A 17,970-nucleotide genomic window follows, 5' to 3' on the forward strand; every position below is an offset into this window, starting at 1 on the left:
TGAGCAGGTCTTCGATGCGCAGCAGGCCGAAGCCGCCGCCGCCAAGATCGGGTCCGGCGAGCTGACGCTGGAGGATTTCCTCGAGCAGATGCTGGCCATCCGCAAAATGGGACCGATCGGCAACCTGCTGGGGATGCTGCCTGGCGCGGGCCAGATGAAAGAGGCTCTGGCCGCTGTCGACGACAAGCAACTCGACCGGCTGCAGGCCATCATCCGCGGAATGACGCCGCAAGAGCGCGCAGATCCGAAGATCATCAACGCCTCGCGGCGGCTGCGCATCGCCAATGGCTCCGGTGTAACGGTGTCGGAAGTCAATAACCTGGTCGACCGGTTCTTCGACGCGCGCAAGATGATGTCGTCGATGGTGGGCAGCATGGGCATACCCGGGTTGGGGCGAAAGTCGGCGACCCGTAAGAGTCCGAAAGCCAAGGGCGGCAAGGGCAAGAAGGGCAAGAAGCGTGGACCCACACCGCCCAGGGTGCGCGGCCCGCTGGGTGCGGGGATGCCCGGCATGCCAGCGGGATTCCCCGATCTCTCGAGCATGCCGGAGGGTCTGGACGAGCTGCCGCCCGGCCTGGCTGACTTCGATCTGTCCAAGCTGAACTTCCCGGGCAAGAAGTAGCCGCACCCGTGCGTCTGCACGTTCGAGGGGTGGGGCTGCCCGATGACGAACCCGTCGAGCTGTGGATCGTTGACGGCCGGATCAGCCGCGAACCGATCACCGGCGCTGACACGATTTTCGACGGTGGCTGGGTTCTGCCCGGGCTGGTCGATGCGCACTGCCACGTCGGGCTGGGGGCTCATGGCGGCGCCATCGAGCTCGACGAGGCGGTCGCCCAGGCCGAGACCGAACGCGAGGCCGGCGCGCTGCTCCTGCGCGACTGCGGCTCGCCGACCGATACCCGCAGCCTCGACGACCGTGCCGATTTGCCGCGCATCATCCGCGCCGGACGGCATCTGGCCAGACCCAAGCGGTACTCGCCCGGCTTGGCGATCGACATCGAAGACGAGTCGCAATTGCCGGATTTGGTGGCCGAGCAGGCACGCCGTGGCGACGGCTGGGTGAAGCTGGTGGGCGACTGGATCGACCGCGGCGTGGGCGACTTGGCCCCGCTGTGGTCCGACGAAGTGCTCAAGACGGCGATCGAGGTCGCGCATCAGCACGGGGCGCGGGTCACCGCCCATGTCTTCGGCGAGGACGCGCTGCCCGGATTGATCAACGCAGGCATTGACTGCATCGAACACGGCACCGGGCTCACCGATGACACTGTCGAGTTGATGCTCGAGCACGGCACGGCCTTGGTGCCCACGCTGATCAACATCGAAAACTTCCCCGGCATCGCCGATGCCGCGAGCAAGTACCCGACATACGCCGCACACATACGTGACCTCTACGCCAGGTGTTATCCACGGATGGCCGTAGCCCGAGACGCCGGCGTGCCGGTGTACGCCGGTACCGACGCGGGCAGCATGGTCGCCCACGGCCGGATTGCCGACGAGGTCGAGGCACTCAAGGGCATCGGGATGAGCGCAACCGAAGCGCTCGGCGCGGCGTGCTGGGATGCCCGCCGTTGGCTGGGCCGGCCGGGGCTGGACGACGGCGCGTTGGCAGACCTGTTGTGCTACAAGGACGATCCGCGTCAGGGTCCGGGCGTGCTGAATCGGCCCGATCTGGTAGTCCTGCGCGGACAGCTGTTCTGACCGACGGGCACTATTAGACAGCTGATTATGCCGATACCCGAATTTATCGTCGAGCTTCGTCGGCACATCGGGCATGCGCCGCTGTGGTTGCTAGGTGTGACCGCCGTCGTGATTCGCAATCAGCAGGTTCTTCTGGTCAAACGCGCCGACAACCAGGTATGGACCCCGGTCACCGGCATCGTCGAACCCGGCGAGAACCCCGCGGACTGCGCTATTAGAGAAGTACTTGAGGAGGCCAGCATCCACGTGGTTGCCAGACGACTAGCCTGGCTGCACGTGACCCGGCCGATCGTTCATGCCAATGGCGATCACGCCCAGTACCTGGATCACGTGTTCCGGATGGATTGGGTTGAGGGAGAACCATTTCCGGCAGACGATGAAAGTCTCGACGCGCGATGGTTTGATCTCGCGGAGGCGCCGCTGATGTCGGCTGATATGCGTCGGCGCATCGAGCTGGCCAGCGAGGACAGCCCCAGTGCTGCCACAGTTTTCGACACCAAGAACACTCATGCCGACTAACGTCCAGCGCGTTGATTCATGAGATTCGGTTCCGGCAGGCAACGCTTCACGCACTCACCGACGGAGCGGCCCAAATTCCACCTAACGCCCAATCGTTATGCCAATGGCGATCACGCCCAGTACCTGGATCACGTGTTCCGGATGGATTGGGTTGACGGAGAACCGTTTCCGGCAGACGATGAAAGTCTCGACGCACGATGGTTCGATTGCGCCAAAGTCACGCACATGTCGGCTCCGCGGGCTTTGTCGCCCTGAAAGGGGCAGGCGTCCCGTGGACGTTTGAACGAGGTCCCCTGTGTGCGTCGGCGCTGTCATTGCATACCCATCACTTCGGGACATTGCCGAGCAATGCCTCGATCGGTGCCAGCGGTTTTTCGTCGTGCTTCAACATTCGCCTGCCCATCTCGGTCCAGTAGGTGGTGCTCAGAATCAGGCGCGGATTTGTTTTCTCGTCATCATGAAATAAGATGCCGCACTCATAAAGGCGATTACGCTGGCAAGATCGAATGCTGGCCGAAAAGATCCGGCCACCTGCACAATCGTCCCGGTGACCAAGGGGGCTAGCGCCCCGCCCAGCGATCCGCCGATATTCTGCACCGCATCGAGCGTTGCAACGGTATTGGGTGGGCTCACCACCGCGGCCAGCGCCCAGCCGCAGCTGGATGAAACGTTGATTGCAAACAGGCCTACGGAAATCAGCGTCACCGCCAACCAGGTGCTAGGTGTATGGGCGGCCGCCATAACGACAATGCCGGTGACAACCAGTCCGGCAATAGCCGGAATGCGGCAGGCTGTCGCGACATCCAATTTGCGGCCCAGCCGATCGCTGAAAACTCCACCACTGACAGCACCGATAAACCCGGCGGCAAGCGGAATGGCGGATACAATCCCGGCGCTGGCGATGCTGAGATGCCGCTCGGTCTCCAGATAGCCAGGCAGCCAGGTAGCGTAGAGCCAGTAGGCATACACCACTCCAAAAAACCCCAGAAACATCCCCCAGCTGGTGCGGAACCTCAGCAGCCAGAAGACCTGCCGAATCCCGACACGAGCAATATCGGGACTATCTCCCGCATGAATGCGCGCCAATTCTTCGGGTGCAATTTCTGCTTCGGAAGGGCTGCGATACAACACCACCCAGGCGATCGCCACGGCAAAACCCGCCAGACCAGCAAGGATAAACATGGCATGCCAGCCGAAAGCCAGCATCAGCGCGGTCAGCAGCGGCGGGGCCAGCGCCGGCGCTAGCGCGGAGGAAGAATTGAAAATGGCAATCGGCAATGCCCTAGCTTCCAATTCGAACCAGTCTGCGCAGACCCGGGTGCCGCCGATATACATGGGCGATTCACCAAACCCGAGTGCCACCCGCGCGGCCAAGAATTGCGGCAGCGAGGTGACGAGACCGGCGCTGATCTGCGCCAGCGACCACAACACCATCCCTGCGCCCATCGCCTTGCGGGCACCGAATTTATCAACGGCAATACCCGCAGGTATCTGTGCCAACCCATAACTCCAGGCAAAGGCGGAAAGCAGCAACCCCATCGCGGAATAGGAAAAACCAAGCGAATGCGTGATTTCCGGATCCCCCACGGAAACCGCAGACCGATCCAGATAATTCACGCAACCGCCGATGACTAGCAACGTAACGGCGAGATTCCGTGACCGTATGGTACGGGAGGAGAGGCGCCCAGCACCAAGATCTTCCAGCGCCACCAGCAGCCTCGCTTCATATCGTCCGTTCGACTGACCATAAGATGCGGCATGCGACGGAATCAATCGGCAGGCGACGAACCCTTCGTTAGCGTCCGGCCATGACCAAGACAAAGCAGCCATACGCCGTAAACCAGTTGGCGGACTTCGTGGTCGGTGCCGCATGGTCCGATTTGAGCGGGCACGTCCTGCCGACGCTGAAGCGAAACGTTCTCGACAGCATCGCCTGCGCGCTCGGCGCCCTCGACGGGGAGCTCATCCCGGCCATCCGCGCCCACGCCGAACAGTTCAGCAGCCGTCCGACGGCGACGTTCGTCGGCGGTGGACGTGGATCAGTCGATCAGGCGGCCTTCTTCAACGCGGTGCTGGTGCGCTACCCCGATCTGCTCGACACATATCTGACGCCCGGCGGTCTGTGCCACCCGGCCGACAACTTCGGTGCTGTTTTCGCCGTCGCCGATCACGTCGATGCGCGCGGAGCGGACTTTCTGCTGGCCCTGGCCATCGCCTACGAGATCCAATGCCGTTTCAGCGCAGCGGTTCCCGTCATGACTCACGGTCTCAACCACGCGCTCCAACTGGCCATCTCGGCGGCCGCCGGCTCGGCCAAGCTGCTCGGGCTCGACGCCGCACACACCGCCGACGCCATCGCCGCCTCCGCGGTGGACAACGTCTCACTCGCCGTTGTGCACGCCGAACCCGTCTCGACCTGGAAAGGCATCTCGCCAGCCATCACCGGGATGCGCGCCGTATACGCCACCATGCTCGCGAGCCGCGGAATCACCGGCCCGCGTGCACTTTTCGAAGGTCCCAACGGCCTTGAGCGGTTGTTCGATCAGCCGATCGACTTGCACACATCCGACCGGTCGCTAACCGCCGTCGAGCATACCTACCTCAAACAGTACTGCTCGCTGATTCACGGTCAGGTGATCATCGACGCGACGTTGGCACTTCGCGACGAGCACGGCATCGTCGGCGCCGACGTCGAGACCGTGACCCTCGAGGTCTTTCAAGGCGCGTTCGACTTCGCCGGCGGTGGTGTTTATGGCAGCAAGGATCATCCGTGGACGAAAGAGCAAGCCGACTACAACGTCAAATACCTGACCGCGGTGGCACTGCTGGACGGTCAGGTGGGCCCCGGACAGCTCGAGACCGAACGCGTCCGCCGCGACGATGTCCAGGACCTGCTGGCGCGTGTCGACGTCAAAGCCGCACCCGACCTGACCGAGGCCTACCCCGAACGGACGTCGGCTCGCGTGCACATCGCTTTGCGCGACGGCCGCACATTTGACCTTGAGCAATCCGACTTCGAAGGATCCCTTACGCGACCGATGTCGTGGGACCGTGTGGTGGAAAAGTTCCATTGGCTTGGCGAACCGTTCGCTGACGCCGCACTTCGCGCCGAGATCATCGAGGCCGTGGCACGCCTGGACGAGATCCCAGTGGCCGAGCTGGCCGGGCTGCTCGGCGCGGTGAGTCCCGAGGCGCGGCGGCCGCGGTCCAGGGGGCGTCTGTAACAGCGGATAGAAAAAGATTGCGAGTACTCGCTATCTATGCGAGCTTCTCTGCAACCCCAACGATGCGGAGGAAGACCGTGACCTACGACGTGATCATTCGCGACGGTTTGTGGTTCGACGGCGCTGGCAGCGCGCCGCAGATCCGCACGCTGGGCGTCCGCGACGGCGTCGTCGCCAGCGTGTCATCCAGCCCTCTGGAAGAGACCGGCTGCCCCGAGGTGATCGACGCGAAGGGCAAGTGGGTCGTCCCCGGGTTCGTCGACGTGCACACCCACTACGACGCCGAGGTGTTACTGGATCCCGGATTGCAGGAGTCGGTGCGCCACGGCGTCACCACGGTGTTGCTGGGTATGTGCTCGCTGTCGACCGTCTACGCCGACTCCGACGACGCCGCCGATCTGTTCAGCCGCGTCGAGGCGGTGCCGCGCAAGTTCGTATTCGGTGCGCTGGAAGACAACAAGACCTGGTCGACGGCGGCGGAATACATCGAGAAACTCGACAGCCTGCCGCTGGGCCCGAATGTGGGCTCGTTACTTGGGCATTCGGATCTGCGGACCGCTGTACTCGGCCTTGATCGCGCCACCGACAAGCACGTGCGGCCCACCGATGCCGAACTCGACAAGATGGCGGCACTGCTCGACGAGGCGCTCGACGCCGGAATGCTCGGCATGTCCGGAATGGACGCCGCGATCGACAAGCTCGACGGAGACCGCTTCCGCTCACGCGCGCTGCCGTCCACGTTCGCGACGTGGCGTGAACGCCGCAAGCTGATCAAGGTGTTGCGCAGGCGGGGCAGGATTCTGCAAAGCGCACCCAACGTGGCCAAAGCCGAGTCGGGACTGCTGTTCTTCCTTTCCAGCAGCCCAATGTTCGGGCGCCGCAAACCCGTTCGCATGAGCCTTCTGGTATCTGCCGATGCCAAGTCGATGCCGTTGGCCGTGCATGTCTTCGGCCTGGGCACCCGGTTGCTCAACTTCCTGCTGGGCTCGCAAGTGCGCTTCCAGCATCTACCGGTTCCGTTCGAGTTGTACTCCGACGGGATCGACTTGCCGGTCTTCGAAGAGTTCGGCGCGGGCACCGCGGCGCTGCACCTGCGCGATCAGTTGGAGCGCAACACGTTACTGGCCGACAAGGAATACCGTCGCAGATTTCGCCGTCAGTTCGACCGCATCAAACTCGGACCGTCGTTGTGGCACCGCGACTTCCACGAAGCGGTAATCGTCGAATGCCCCGATAAGACGTTGATCGGCAAGAGCTTCGGCGCAATCGCCGACGAGCGAGGGTTACACCCGCTGGATGCGTTCCTCGATGTGCTGGTGGAAAACGGCGAGCGCAACGTCCGCTGGACCACCATCGTCGCCAACCATCGGCCCAAGCAACTCAACAAATTGGCCGCCGAGCCGAGCATTCACATGGGCTTCTCCGATGCCGGGGCACACCTGCGCAACATGGCCTTCTACAACTTCTCGCTGCGGCTGCTCAAGCGGACGCTGGACGCCCAACGGGACGGCAAGCCGTTCCTCACCCTTCAGCGCGCGGTGCATCGCCTGACCGGCGAAGTGGCCGAATGGTTCGGCCTCGACGCCGGCACGCTTCGCACGGGTGACCGCGCCGACTTCGTGGTCATCGATCCGGCCGGCCTGGACGACTCGGTCGACGGCTACTACGAGGAGACTGTTCCGTTCTACGGCGGCCTGAGCCGCATGGTCAACCGCAACGACGCGGCCGTGGTGGCCACCGGCGTCAACGGTGCGATTGTGTTCCGCGACGGGCAATTCCGCGACGGCTACGGAAAGACGGTGAGGTCGGGCCGCTATCTGCGGGCCGCCGCGGGTCAACGACAGCCCGCGGGCTCGACTGCGCGGGTCTGAACGATGGCGCGCACCCAACAGCAGCGCCGGGAAGAGACGGTGGCGCGATTGCTCGAGGCCAGCATCGCGACGATCATCGAAGTCGGATATGCCCGGGCATCTGCGGCCGTGATCACCAAACGCGCCGGCGTATCGGTCGGGGCGCTGTTCCGCCACTTCGACACCATGGGCGACTTCATGGCGGCCACGGCGTACGAGGTGCTACGGCGTCAACTCGATTCGTTCACCAAGCAGGTGGCCGCGATACCTTCCGACCGACCGGCGCTGGAGGCCGCGCTGACGATCCTGCGGGACATCACCAGCACCCCCACCAACGCGGTGCTGTATGAACTGATGATCGCCGCGCGCACCGACGAAAAGCTCAACGCCACTTTGCAAAACGTCCTCGAGCAATACGGCACGAAGATCTGCGACGCCGCGCGTGCATTGCCCGGTGCCGAAAGCTTCCCGCAGGACAGCTTCCGGGTCCTGGTGGCGCTGTTGACCAACACCTTCGACGGAGCCGCGTTAGTGGGAGCGGTGTTGCCGCAACCGGACATCGAACAGCGACGGATTCAGCTGTTGTTGTCGCTGCTGAGCGGAGTTGGCTTACCGGCCTGAACGTTTCACCGGTCACTGAGTTTGCTGACGGCGTCCTCCAACGTCCGACACAGGCACATCATCTCGCTGATACCCAACAAGGTGAGCGGGCGGTGCGTGGCGGGCCCGTCGGCGACCACACAGAACGGAGTGGAGTCACCAAGGGTGTCACGGGTTCTCATCAGCACGCTGATCCCGGCTGAGCCGAGAAACTCGACTTTGGACAGGTCGACAATCAAGCCGTTCGGCTTCTTGGCAAGCGCGGAATCGAGGGACTCGGCCAACCCCGGGGCAGTGAGCATGTCGACGCTACCGCTCACGGATACCACGATCAGACCATCGACTAGCGACTCGTGGGCGTTGAAGTCGTCCTTGTCGGGTTGAGGTGGCGAGCCAGCTGCCGCGGGTTGGTTTTCGGCCATCATCGATCCTCACTTCTTGCGGGCACTGCGGGTGCTGCTTGCGACGCAGACCTAGTTGGCGATGGCTGGCGACTCAACCGATGGACAGCGTCGACACCTGCCGACACAATGCCGTGAAAGCTCATACTGGGCAACCGCAAAATAGGACGCAACGGCATAGGCAGACTAGCAAAACGCGGCACGTGCCGTCAGCGGCCTACAGTACGCCGATCGTCGACTGCGGGTTAAGCGCGAAACCCCAGTCCAGCAGGCTGCCGGCCTGGTCCCAGTAGGTTGGTCCACCTTCGTGCACCAGCCCGTACATCATGGCGACCACCAGGCGGCGGCCGCCGCGGGCGGCGGCGCCAACGAACGTCTTACGTGCGGCGTTGGTGAAGCCGGTCTTGCCGCCGATCGCGCCCGGGTAGCGCTGTAGCAGCTCGTCCTGGTTGGTTATCGGGTGATCGCCGTTATCGCCCGGGAACATCGCCGAGGGCTCGGCGGTGATCTGGGCGAATACCGGATTGGCCATTGCTGCCCGGAAGATGACGGCTAGGTCGTGCGCGGTGGACCAGCCCGAGCCCCCCGGCCCATCCAGGCCGGACGGGGTCGATGCGTGGGTGTTCACCGCGCCCAGCGAGGCGGCTTTGGCGTCCATCTTGCCGACGGCGGCCTCCGGGCCGCCCAGCATGTGCGCCAGCGTGTTGGCCGCGTCGTTACCCGACACCAGCAGCAGCCCGTCGAGCAGTTGGCGCGCCGTATAACTGCGGCCGGCTTTGACGCCCACACAGTTGCATTCGACGTGGCTGTCGGCCTCGTCGGCGACGACGGTGGAGTCCAGGCTCAGCTCGTCGACTGCCGCCAGTGCCAACAGCACTTTGATGGTGCTGGCGGGTGGGTGCTGGACGTTCTCGTCCCGCTCGGCCAGCACCTGACCGGAATCGAGATCAGCGACGAGCCAGGTCTGCGCCGGGCCGTCGGGGATTGGTACCGAGCCGGCCGGCTGCACACCGGCGTCGGCCCGCGCCGTCGCGCCGCCACCGATGAATGCCAGAACAGCCGCGATCGCGGCGAGCAGCGTCCGCATGGCCGCTCAGCCTACCGGCCCGGGCTGCCTGTCGCCGCGACGACCTCGACACGGTGTTCACGCCCGACGCTTACATCGACCTGTAGGCAGACAAAGGGCACCCTCTTCATACGGCACGGCGGCAACTGCGCTGCTGAAGGGCTGGAAGGGCACTACGCCAATTTGGCCGCAGTCGGGTATGTTGTGACGGCGATCACAGATCGGCTCGCTGCGGCGGCGGAACCGACCGGACTGGAGGGCCGCATGCTCGAGCATGGCGCACTACATCGGCGGAGACCGGCAGCTCCCGAATGGCCGGGACAGAATCCCGGCCGTCAACGCCGACGACGGGGACGAGCCGTACGCGCCGCTCGCGAGGCGTGTGCCTGGTCGGCGACATCGCTGCCCGAGCGTGTCGGTTATCTGAAGAAGGCGGCGGAAAAGACCAAATCGATCCAGCTGCCCCAGGACTTTGCTTCTCGCTTGACATCCGAACCTAGTCGAAGGATCACCGCGCCATGGGCACCGAATTCACTCCTCTTCAGCGCAACACGCTGACCGCGATCGTCGACACATTCGTCGCTTCCGTTCCGCGCGAGGACGACCCAACCGGGTTTTGGGCCACCAAGGGCAGCGACCTCGGAGCCGACGTTGCCGCAGAGCAGTACCTGCTCACTTACCTGCCCGAAGAGGAGCTCGCCGGGATGCTCCAACTGGTCGATACCGCGGCCCTCGCGGGGTTCAAGGATCAACCTCAGGCCGTTCGGGAGGCGATCATCGCCAACCTCGCGGGCATCTCGTCCGAGACCGCGCGGGCAATCGCCGCGCTGTATCAGCTTTCGGTGTTGTTCTCTTATGGCATGCCCGACGCGCAGGGCCGCAATCCCTTGTGGGATGGCATGGGATATCCGGGCCCGGCGCAGACGCCGCCGCTGGGCGTCCCGAAGACACTGGAGGTCATCACTCCCTCCGGTGACACGACATTGGAGGCGGACGTGGTCGTGGTCGGATCCGGCAGCGGCGGTGGGGTCGCCGCCGCCGAGTTGGCGCGGGCCGACAAGCGGGTGATCATCCTCGAGGCAGGCGGCTACTTCAACGAGTCCGATTTCGTCCAGGTGGAAATGCTGGCCTATCGGAATCTGTTCCTGCGCGGCGGGTTCTTCCCCTCCGCCGACGGCATGGTCAGCATCGCCGCGGGCAGCACCGTGGGTGGCGGCAGCACCGTGAACTGGTCCAACTCGTTGATGACCCCGGCCAGCGTCCGCGCCTGCTGGGCCAAAGACTGCGGTCTCACCGACATCGACACACCCGCGTTCGACGAACACCTGCACGCGGTGTACGACCGCATCAGCTGCAATGACAAGGTCGCCACGCAGAATGCTCCCCACCAGCGGTTGGCAGCGGGCGCATCCAAGCTCGGATATTCGTACCGCCTCGCCACGCTCAATATCGACCCCGATAGATACGACCCGAACCTGATCGGTTACAGCGGGATGGGTGATCAGACCGGCGCCAAGCAGGGGACGCTGCGCACCTATCTACAGGACGCATCCGACGCGGGAGCCAAGCTGCTGCCCCACACCCGCGTCGAGCGGATCCTCACCAGCGACGGCAAAGCCGTCGGTGTAGAGGCGGTATACACCCACCCAGAGTCGCAGCGCAACTCCCGTGTCGTCGTCCACGCCCCCGCTGTGGTGGCCGCTGCCGGCAGCCTGGAGACACCTGCGCTTCTGCTGCGGTCGGGCATCGGCGGGCCGGCTGTCGGCACCCAACTGCGACTGCACCCCGCCAGCCTCGTCAGCGGAATCTATGACGAACCGCAGGATCCGTGGTTCGGCCCCGCTATGGCCGGCATCATGAACGAGTTCGCCGAGGTGAACGAGGGCTTCGGGTACATCATCGAATGCGTGCAGCACCTTCCCGGCCTATTCACTACCGTGGTGCCCTGGCTCAGCGGCGCGCAGCACAAGGAGCTCACCTGCCAGTACCGATACCGAGCCGACTGGGTGTTCATCGTCAAGGACCGCGGCGGGGGAAGTGTCACCATCGACGAGAACGGTCAGTCCCTGCACTGGTATCCATTCACCGACGAACTCGATCGTCGAAACTTCCGCGAGGCCGCGGTGACGGCGATCCGCATGCAAGAGGCCGCGGGTGCGCAACAGATTTTCCTGGCGGGCCAGCCCTTCCCGCCCTGGAAACGTGGTGAGGACCTCGAGGCGTTCATCGAGAGGGTGAACCAGGTCCCGATCGGCCCGGGTGGTACCCCGGTGTTTAGCGCCCACCAGATGTGCAGCGCACAGCTGGGCAGCGACCCGCAAACGTCGGTCGCGAAACCAAACGGCGAGCTGCACGACACGACCGGGGTCTGGATCGCCGACGCCAGCGGAATGCCCAGCTGTTCCGGGGTCAATCCGATGCTGTCGACCATGGCTCTTGCGCGCCGCACGGCCATGAACATGCTCAACCAAAATTGATGTGTCGGACCTCGATACACGTCCACATGCATTTCCGAACCCACACCAAACCGGACAGCGTGGGAACCCGAGTGCGGCGTGGGGCTTTCGTGGGGCGCCTAGCCTAATGCGGCCGTCCTATCGTGTTGAATCAACGAAATGTTGAGCTTGGAAGAGATCTCGGACCGCCTGGAGATCGGGCAGCTGCTGGTGGGCTACTCCACGGCCATCGATCAGCGGCGATTCGATGACCTCGACGCGGTGTTCACGCCCGACGCTTACATCGATTACACGGCCCTCGGCGGCATCGAGGGCCGCTATCCGGCGGTGAAGGCCTGGCTGGCCGAGGTGTTGCCGAATTTCCCGATGTATGCGCACATGCTGGGCAACTTCTCGGTCCGCATCGACGGGGACACTGCGTCGTCGCGAACAATCTGCTTCAACCCAATGGTGCTCGGCGGTGACAGGGAACAGGTGATGTTCTGCGGGCTGTGGTACGACGACGAGTTCCTGCGCACGCGCGACGGTTGGCGGATGACCCGCCGGGTGGAAACCAAGTGCTTCCAGAAAATTCTGTGAAGCCGAGACCGACCAGGCGAATTTTCGCCGCCTGACCTCGCTCTGGCACAATAGGCGGCTGTCCGCCCTGCGACATGCCCTTTCGAGGCGGCTCGGCGCGGCACACACGCGAGGCAAAACCGGATCCTGGCATCCCGCCCGAATCGCTGAATTGCAGCGTGACACCCACAGGAGAAGTCGCTCAACCATGGCTGTAAAGATCAAGCTCACCCGGCTTGGCAAGATCCGCAATCCGCAGTACCGCATCGCCGTCGCCGACTCGCGGACGCGCCGCGACGGTCGCGCAATCGAGATCATCGGCAGGTACCACCCGAAGCAGGAGCCGAGCCTGATCGAGATCGACTCCGAGCGTGCCCAGTATTGGCTGTCGGTGGGTGCTCAGCCCACCGAACCCGTTCTCAAGCTGCTCAAGATCACCGGTGATTGGCAGAAGTTCAAGGGGCTGCCCGGCGCCGAAGGCAAGTTGAAGGTCGCCGAGCCCAAGCCGAGCAAACTGGAGCTGTTCAACGCCGCGTTGGCCGCTGCCGACGGTGCTCCCGACGCCGAGGCCGCGACACCGAAGAAGAAGAAAGCTCCGGCCAAGAAGGCCGCCGCGCCGGACAAAGCTGAGAAAGCCGCTGAAGCCGAGGCAGCCGCCAAGCCGTCCGCTGAAGCGAAGGCAGCCGAGCCGGCCGAAGGCAGCGACCAGGCCGAACCGGTGACCGAGAGCTGACCGCACCCATGAGTACCGTCGTCGACGCCGTCGAACATCTGGTGCGCGGCATTGTCGACAATCCCGACGATGTCCGAGTTGACATGGTGACCAGCAGGCGCGGCAGGACCGTCGAGGTACACGTCCATCCCGACGATCTGGGCAAGGTGATCGGTCGCGGCGGGCGCACCGCGACCGCGTTGCGCACGCTGGTCGCCGGAATCGGTGGTCGCGGTATCCGAGTCGATGTGGTGGACACCGACCAGTAGCGGAGCCCAGCCCATGGAACTCCTGTGGAGTTGACAGTCGGGCGCGTGGTCAAAGCCCACGGCGTGACCGGCGAACTCGTCGTCGAGATTCGCACCGATGACCCCAAGTTGCGGTTTGCGCCGGGCGCGATATTGCGAGCCAAGGCATCCGGTCAGCGTGAGCGCAACTACGTTGTGGAGGCGGTCCGTCCGCACGGGAGCCGCCTACTGCTGCGGGTGGAGGGGGTGGCCGACCGTGATGCGGCCGACGCGCTGCGGGGCAGCGTGTTCGTCATCGACTCCGAGGACTTGCCGCCCATCGACGAGCCGGACACCTACTACGACTACCAGCTGGAAGGCCTTCTGGTGCGGACGACGGCCGGCCACGATATCGGCACCGTCGCCGAGGTTTTGCACACCCCCGCCGGCGAACTACTGGCGGTCAACCGGGCCGAGGCCGGCGAGTTGCTGGTGCCGTTCGTGAGCGCGATCGTCACGTCGGTGTCGTTGGACGCTGGCATCGTCGAAATCGATCCGCCCGAGGGTTTGCTGGAACTGGAGACCTGAGGGCAGCATCGATATGAAGGCCAATATGAAGATTGACGTCGTGACGATCTTCCCGTCGTACTTGGATCCGCTGCGACAATCGTTGCCGGGCAAGGCGATCGAGTCCGGTCTCGTCCAGCTCGAAGTGCACGACTTGCGGAAATGGACCCACGACGTACACCACTCGGTGGACGACGCGCCATACGGCGGCGGTCCGGGGATGGTGATGCGGGCGCCGGTCTGGGGCGAGGCGCTAGACGAGATCTGCTCGCAGGAAACGCTTCTCGTTGTCCCGACGCCCGCGGGCGCGTTGTTCAACCAGGCGACCGCGCAGCGGTGGAGCGGCGAGGCGCATCTGGTGTTCGCCTGCGGTCGCTATGAGGGGATCGACCAGAGGGTCATCGACGATGCCGCCAGGCGGATGCGAGTCGAAGAGGTCTCGATCGGCGACTACGTGTTGCCGGGAGGGGAATCGGCTGCCCTGGTGATCATCGAGGCGGTGCTGCGACTGGTGCCCAATGTTTTGGGCAATCCACTTTCACACCAAGATGATTCGCATTCTCGCGGCCTGCTGGAGGGTCCGTCGTACACCAGGCCGCCGAGCTGGCGTGGACTCGACGTACCAGAGGTTCTGCTGTCCGGCGACCACGCTCGCGTCGAGTCTTGGCGGCGGCAGGCTTCCGAGCGGCGCACCCGTGAACGCCGTCCCGACCTGCTGCGGTAGCGCTCGCGCCGTCTCAGATCCGCCCGGAGGGAAACATCGTCTTGACCGCCTGGGTGATCGTCGCCCGCGCGGAGGCGTCATCGGAGGGTTGCAGCGACTCGATCACCATGACGTAGCGCCGGTCGGAGCCGACGATGCCGGAGGACAGGTGCATCCAGCTGTCCCCGATACAGCACATCCAACCCTGCTTGACGGCAACGGGTTCGGCGTACAGGCCGTCGGGAATGCCGAACCGCTGGGGGTAGCCATCGGCCCCGGTTGCGGTGGACCTGGCGAGGTCGTCGACGATGATCTCGGTCCGCTCCCCAGATAGGCCGCCGGACCCGTCGAGCAGCATGTCGTAGTAGTGCACCAAATCGGATGCTGAGCTCATCGTGTTCCACCACTGTCCGTCGCTGGGCGGCGCGGTGGACGTCAGCCCGTACCGGCTCGCGACGTCAGTGATGATCGCCTCACCGCCACCCTGAGCCCAGAACGTCTCGGCGGCGCCGTCGTCCGAGGAGCGCAGCATGGTGTCCAGTGCCTGACGGTCTGCCGTCGATAGCCGGCGGTCCTCCTCGGAGCCCGCCGATTCCTGGGACAGCACGTTGTCCGCAATGAAAAGCTTGGCCACCGACGCGATCGCGACGGGCTGGTCGTTGCCGTTGGACAGCATTTGATTCGTGGCTCGGTCGAGGACCGCAACGACTATGGTGGCGCCGTCGGCGGCGGCATCCTGGGTGGCCTGCGCGATGCGGGCCGGCAATCCGTCGAACCCGGCGCCGGGCATTCCCTGTGGCGACTCCGGCGGCATGATTGCGTGCGGCGGTGCGGCCCTGTGGGGTGCGTTCAGCGTGGCACCGGGCGCGCCATAGACCTTCGCTTCGAAGCCCATCACCAACGCCGTCAGTACCGCTGAGGTGGCGATCAACAGCAGTGGCCGCGCCCGCATGGCTCTCCTCACCCAGTCACCGGCTTTCGTCCTATGTACCATTTGCCCACGTCACGGCCCGGTAGGCAAGGGCGGCGATTCGCGGCGATTTCGCTGCCTGGTCCCGATCTGGCACAATTGACCAGTTGTCTCCAGCGGTTGTCGACCGGCCGGTCCCCTTCCGCCTGCTGCGAGACGCGCCCAGATGCCCGAATCCATCGGCTTGGTTGACTGTCAACGCGCCTACAGCGCGAGCAGCAGCACGCAGCCGCGACCGCAAGGAAGTGTCTCCGACATGAACACGCTGGACTTCCTCGACAAGGCGTCGCTGCGCGACGACATCCCGGCCTTCCGCCCCGGCGACACGATCAATGTGCACGTCAAGGTCATCGAGGGTGCCAAAGAGCGCATCCAGGTGTTCAAGGGCGTGGTCCTGCGTCGGCAAGGCGGCGGGATCCGGGAGACCTTCACCGTGCGCAAGGAGAGCTACGGCGTCGGCGTCGAGCGGACCTTCCCGGTGCATTCGCCGAATATCGACCACATCGAGATCGTGACCCGCGGTGATGTCCGCCGGGCCAAGCTGTACTACCTGCGAGAGTTGCGCGGCAAGAAAGCCAAGATCAAAGAGAAGCGGTGACCCGCACGGCGGCGGTGCGCGACGCCGCGGACCGTGCTGGCTAGGCTGACGCAGTGACCGAAGCCACCGACTCGTCGCCTGAAGGCAAACCCGACCCTGATCCGGCCGAGCCGGAAGTCGCGATAAGCCGTCCGGCCACCACCGAATCGGGCGCCGAGGACGAGCCCAAAGGCAAGAAGCGAGCGGCGCTGCGGGAAACCGTCATCCTGGCAGCGATCGCGCTGGTGCTTTACTACGTCATGTTGACGTTCGTGGCACGGCCCTACCTCATTCCGTCGGAATCCATGGAACCCACTCTGCACGGATGTTCGGGTTGCGTCGGGGACCGAATCATGGTGGACAAGCTCAGCTTTCGTTTCGGCTCACCGCATCCCGGTGACGTGATCGTGTTCAGGGGGCCACCGTCGTGGAACGTGGCCTACAAGTCGATCCGCTCGCACGACACCGCAGTGCGCTGGGTGCAGAACGCGCTGTCGTTCATCGGCTTCGTGCCGCCCGACGAGAACGACCTCGTCAAGCGCGTTATCGCGGTGGGCGGACAGACCGTGGAGTGCCGGAGCAATACCGGGCTGACGGTCAACGGCGCACGGTTGAAGGAGCCGTATCTGGATCTGGCCACGATGAACGCCGACCCATCGGTGTACCCGTGTCTGGGCCCGGAGTTCGGACCGGTCACAGTCCCGCAGGGACGGTTGTGGCTGATGGGGGACAACCGCACTCATTCCGCGGACTCCCGAGCGCACTGCACGAGCACCCCCGCTGACGCAATGAATGGGCTGCTGTGCACCGGTGATCCGATGGCGGGCACCGTGCCGGTGGGCAACGTCATCGGTAAGGCAAGGTTCATTGTGTGGCCGCCGTCGCGATGGGGTGGTGTGCGTTCGGTGAATCCGCAGCAGAATCATTAGGTATGGCCACCACCTGGCCGCCACGGACGGTGATCCGAAAATCCTCCGGATTGCGGACCCTGGAGTCGGCGCTGCAACGCAGCGGTCTTGGCCCGGTGGCCGGAGTGGACGAGGTCGGCCGCGGTGCCTGCGCTGGGCCGTTGGTGGTCGCGGCTTGCGTGCTGGGGCCGGGACGATTGGAAAGTCTTGCCGGCCTTGATGATTCGAAGAAGCTCACCGAGAAGACGCGAGAAAAGCTGTTCCCATTGATTTGCCGCCATGCGCTGGCCTACCACGTGGTGTTCATCCCGTCGGTCGATGTTGATCGACGCGGCGTACACGTTGCCAACATCGAAGGCATGCGGCGTGCGGTGGCCGGGCTATCGGTGCGTCCCGGCTATGTGCTCAGCGACGGTTTCCGGGTGCCCGGACTGCCGGTGCCGTCGCTGCCGGTGATCGGTGGCGACGCGGTGGCGGCCTGTATCGCTGCCGCCAGTGTGCTGGCCAAGGTCAGCAGGGACCGGTTGATGGTGGCGATGGACGCCGATCATCCGGGCTACGGGTTCGCCGACCACAAGGGTTACAGCACCGTTGAGCACTCGGCCGCGCTGAACGAGCTGGGCCCGTGTCCCGAGCATCGGTACTCCTTCATCAACGTCCGGCGGGTGGCAACCGGGTCGGGGGGCAGCCGGGTGGTCGCCGAGTGCAAGCCGGATCCCCGCGACGACGGCGGGTGGGGAAAGATGGGCAATCAGACACCGCCCGCCGAATGGGCTGGGTCGGACAAATGGGACGGAGAAGGACGACTGAGCAGATGAGTGCCGAAGATCTCGAAAAGTACGAAACCGAGATGGAGCTCTCGCTGTACCGCGAATACAAGGACATCGTGGGCCAGTTCAGCTACGTGGTGGAAACCGAGCGCCGGTTCTAC

The 17,970-nt window shown here is 64.5% G+C and carries 19 protein-coding genes and 2 pseudogenes; 17 read left to right on the forward strand and 4 right to left on the reverse strand.

Translation table 11 applies throughout. The features are described from left to right. The 4 genes and pseudogenes from VEI45_RS22380 to VEI45_RS22395 all read left to right on the forward strand — a co-directional run. Positions 1–622 (forward strand): annotated as a pseudogene (locus VEI45_RS22380) (signal recognition particle protein); the annotation flags it as partial. An 8-nt stretch (positions 623–630) separates the two neighbouring features. Next, the gene (locus VEI45_RS22385; protein WP_324856720.1) at positions 631–1,701 is read left to right on the forward strand and encodes an amidohydrolase family protein; all 1,071 of its coding nucleotides are present in this window, start codon (positions 631–633) and stop codon (positions 1,699–1,701) included. Between the two features lie 27 nt (positions 1,702–1,728). Further along, positions 1,729–2,220, forward strand: coding sequence for an NUDIX domain-containing protein (locus VEI45_RS22390; RefSeq protein ID WP_324856721.1), 492 nt, complete (start codon positions 1,729–1,731; stop codon positions 2,218–2,220). 87 nt (positions 2,221–2,307) lie between these two features. Beyond that, positions 2,308–2,454: pseudogene (locus VEI45_RS22395) on the forward strand (ADP-ribose pyrophosphatase); the annotation flags it as partial. Positions 2,455–2,649: 195 nt separating this feature from the next. Here the strand turns inward: VEI45_RS22395 and VEI45_RS22400 are convergent. Beyond that, positions 2,650–4,050, reverse strand: a complete 1,401-nt coding sequence (locus tag VEI45_RS22400) for an MFS transporter (protein ID WP_324856722.1) — start codon at positions 4,048–4,050, stop codon at positions 2,650–2,652. Between VEI45_RS22400 and VEI45_RS22405 the strand changes: the two genes are divergently transcribed. The 3 genes from VEI45_RS22405 (at position 4,029) to VEI45_RS22415 (ending at position 7,915) form a co-directional block, all read left to right on the forward strand. Then, entirely contained in the window at positions 4,029–5,444 is a 1,416-nt protein-coding gene (locus VEI45_RS22405; protein WP_324856723.1) for an MmgE/PrpD family protein, read from the forward strand. The genes VEI45_RS22400 and VEI45_RS22405 overlap by 22 nt on opposite strands. A 62-nt stretch (positions 5,445–5,506) precedes the next feature. Continuing rightward, positions 5,507–7,315 (forward strand): amidohydrolase family protein, encoded by a 1,809-nt coding sequence (locus VEI45_RS22410; RefSeq protein WP_324856724.1) that lies wholly within the window; start codon positions 5,507–5,509, stop codon positions 7,313–7,315. A gap of 3 nt (positions 7,316–7,318) precedes the next feature. After that, positions 7,319–7,915, forward strand: coding sequence for a TetR/AcrR family transcriptional regulator (locus VEI45_RS22415; protein ID WP_324856725.1), 597 nt, complete (start codon positions 7,319–7,321; stop codon positions 7,913–7,915). A gap of 5 nt (positions 7,916–7,920) precedes the next feature. Here the strand turns inward: VEI45_RS22415 and VEI45_RS22420 are convergent, their stop codons facing one another. Beyond that, entirely contained in the window at positions 7,921–8,316 is a 396-nt protein-coding gene (locus VEI45_RS22420) for an STAS domain-containing protein (RefSeq protein ID WP_324856726.1), read from the reverse strand. Between the two features lie 196 nt (positions 8,317–8,512). Continuing rightward, positions 8,513–9,382 (reverse strand): D-alanyl-D-alanine carboxypeptidase family protein, encoded by an 870-nt coding sequence (locus tag VEI45_RS22425; protein WP_324856727.1) that lies wholly within the window; start codon positions 9,380–9,382, stop codon positions 8,513–8,515. A 497-nt stretch (positions 9,383–9,879) separates the two neighbouring features. On the opposite strand from VEI45_RS22425, the gene VEI45_RS22430 reads away from it, so the two are divergent. From VEI45_RS22430 to trmD, 6 genes are all read left to right on the forward strand, one after another. Then, positions 9,880–11,838, forward strand: coding sequence for a GMC family oxidoreductase (locus tag VEI45_RS22430; RefSeq protein WP_324856728.1), 1,959 nt, complete (start codon positions 9,880–9,882; stop codon positions 11,836–11,838). A 138-nt stretch (positions 11,839–11,976) separates the two neighbouring features. After that, a complete protein-coding gene (locus tag VEI45_RS22435; protein WP_324856729.1) occupies positions 11,977–12,396 on the forward strand; it encodes a nuclear transport factor 2 family protein in 420 nt (139 codons plus the stop codon). 187 nt (positions 12,397–12,583) lie between these two features. Then, positions 12,584–13,108, forward strand: a complete 525-nt coding sequence (gene rpsP / locus VEI45_RS22440) for a 30S ribosomal protein S16 (protein ID WP_324856730.1) — start codon at positions 12,584–12,586, stop codon at positions 13,106–13,108. 8 nt (positions 13,109–13,116) lie between these two features. After that, complete coding sequence (locus tag VEI45_RS22445) at positions 13,117–13,356, forward strand: RNA-binding protein (protein WP_324856731.1); 240 nt, start codon at positions 13,117–13,119, stop codon at positions 13,354–13,356. Positions 13,357–13,380: 24 nt separating this feature from the next. Beyond that, positions 13,381–13,902 (forward strand): ribosome maturation factor RimM, encoded by a 522-nt coding sequence (gene rimM, locus VEI45_RS22450; protein ID WP_324856732.1) that lies wholly within the window; start codon positions 13,381–13,383, stop codon positions 13,900–13,902. A gap of 25 nt (positions 13,903–13,927) precedes the next feature. After that, positions 13,928–14,605: a tRNA (guanosine(37)-N1)-methyltransferase TrmD gene (trmD, locus tag VEI45_RS22455; RefSeq protein ID WP_324856733.1), complete on the forward strand. Its 678-nt coding sequence runs from the start codon at positions 13,928–13,930 to the stop codon at positions 14,603–14,605. A gap of 13 nt (positions 14,606–14,618) precedes the next feature. Here the strand turns inward: trmD and VEI45_RS22460 are convergent, their stop codons facing one another. Next, on the reverse strand, positions 14,619–15,536 hold the full coding sequence (locus VEI45_RS22460) for a hypothetical protein (protein ID WP_324856734.1): 918 nt from the start codon (positions 15,534–15,536) through the stop codon (positions 14,619–14,621). A gap of 274 nt (positions 15,537–15,810) precedes the next feature. On the opposite strand from VEI45_RS22460, the gene rplS reads away from it, so the two are divergent. The 4 genes from rplS to VEI45_RS22480 form a co-directional block, all read left to right on the forward strand. Next, positions 15,811–16,152, forward strand: coding sequence for a 50S ribosomal protein L19 (gene rplS / locus VEI45_RS22465; RefSeq protein ID WP_324856735.1), 342 nt, complete (start codon positions 15,811–15,813; stop codon positions 16,150–16,152). Between the two features lie 122 nt (positions 16,153–16,274). Then, positions 16,275–17,060: a signal peptidase I gene (gene lepB, locus VEI45_RS22470; RefSeq protein WP_414687562.1), complete on the forward strand. Its 786-nt coding sequence runs from the start codon at positions 16,275–16,277 to the stop codon at positions 17,058–17,060. A 2-nt stretch (positions 17,061–17,062) separates the two neighbouring features. Beyond that, positions 17,063–17,857 carry a ribonuclease HII gene (locus VEI45_RS22475; protein WP_324856737.1) on the forward strand — a complete coding sequence of 265 codons (795 nt, stop codon included), beginning with the start codon at positions 17,063–17,065 and terminating at the stop codon, positions 17,855–17,857. Beyond that, the coding region (locus VEI45_RS22480; protein ID WP_324856738.1) for a DUF2469 family protein at positions 17,854–17,970 on the forward strand (117 nt) is incomplete at its 3' end. The genes VEI45_RS22475 and VEI45_RS22480, both read left to right, overlap by 4 nt.

Origin of the sequence: Mycobacterium sp., from assembly GCF_035623875.1 — a bacterium.
Taxonomy (GTDB): domain Bacteria; phylum Actinomycetota; class Actinomycetes; order Mycobacteriales; family Mycobacteriaceae; genus Mycobacterium.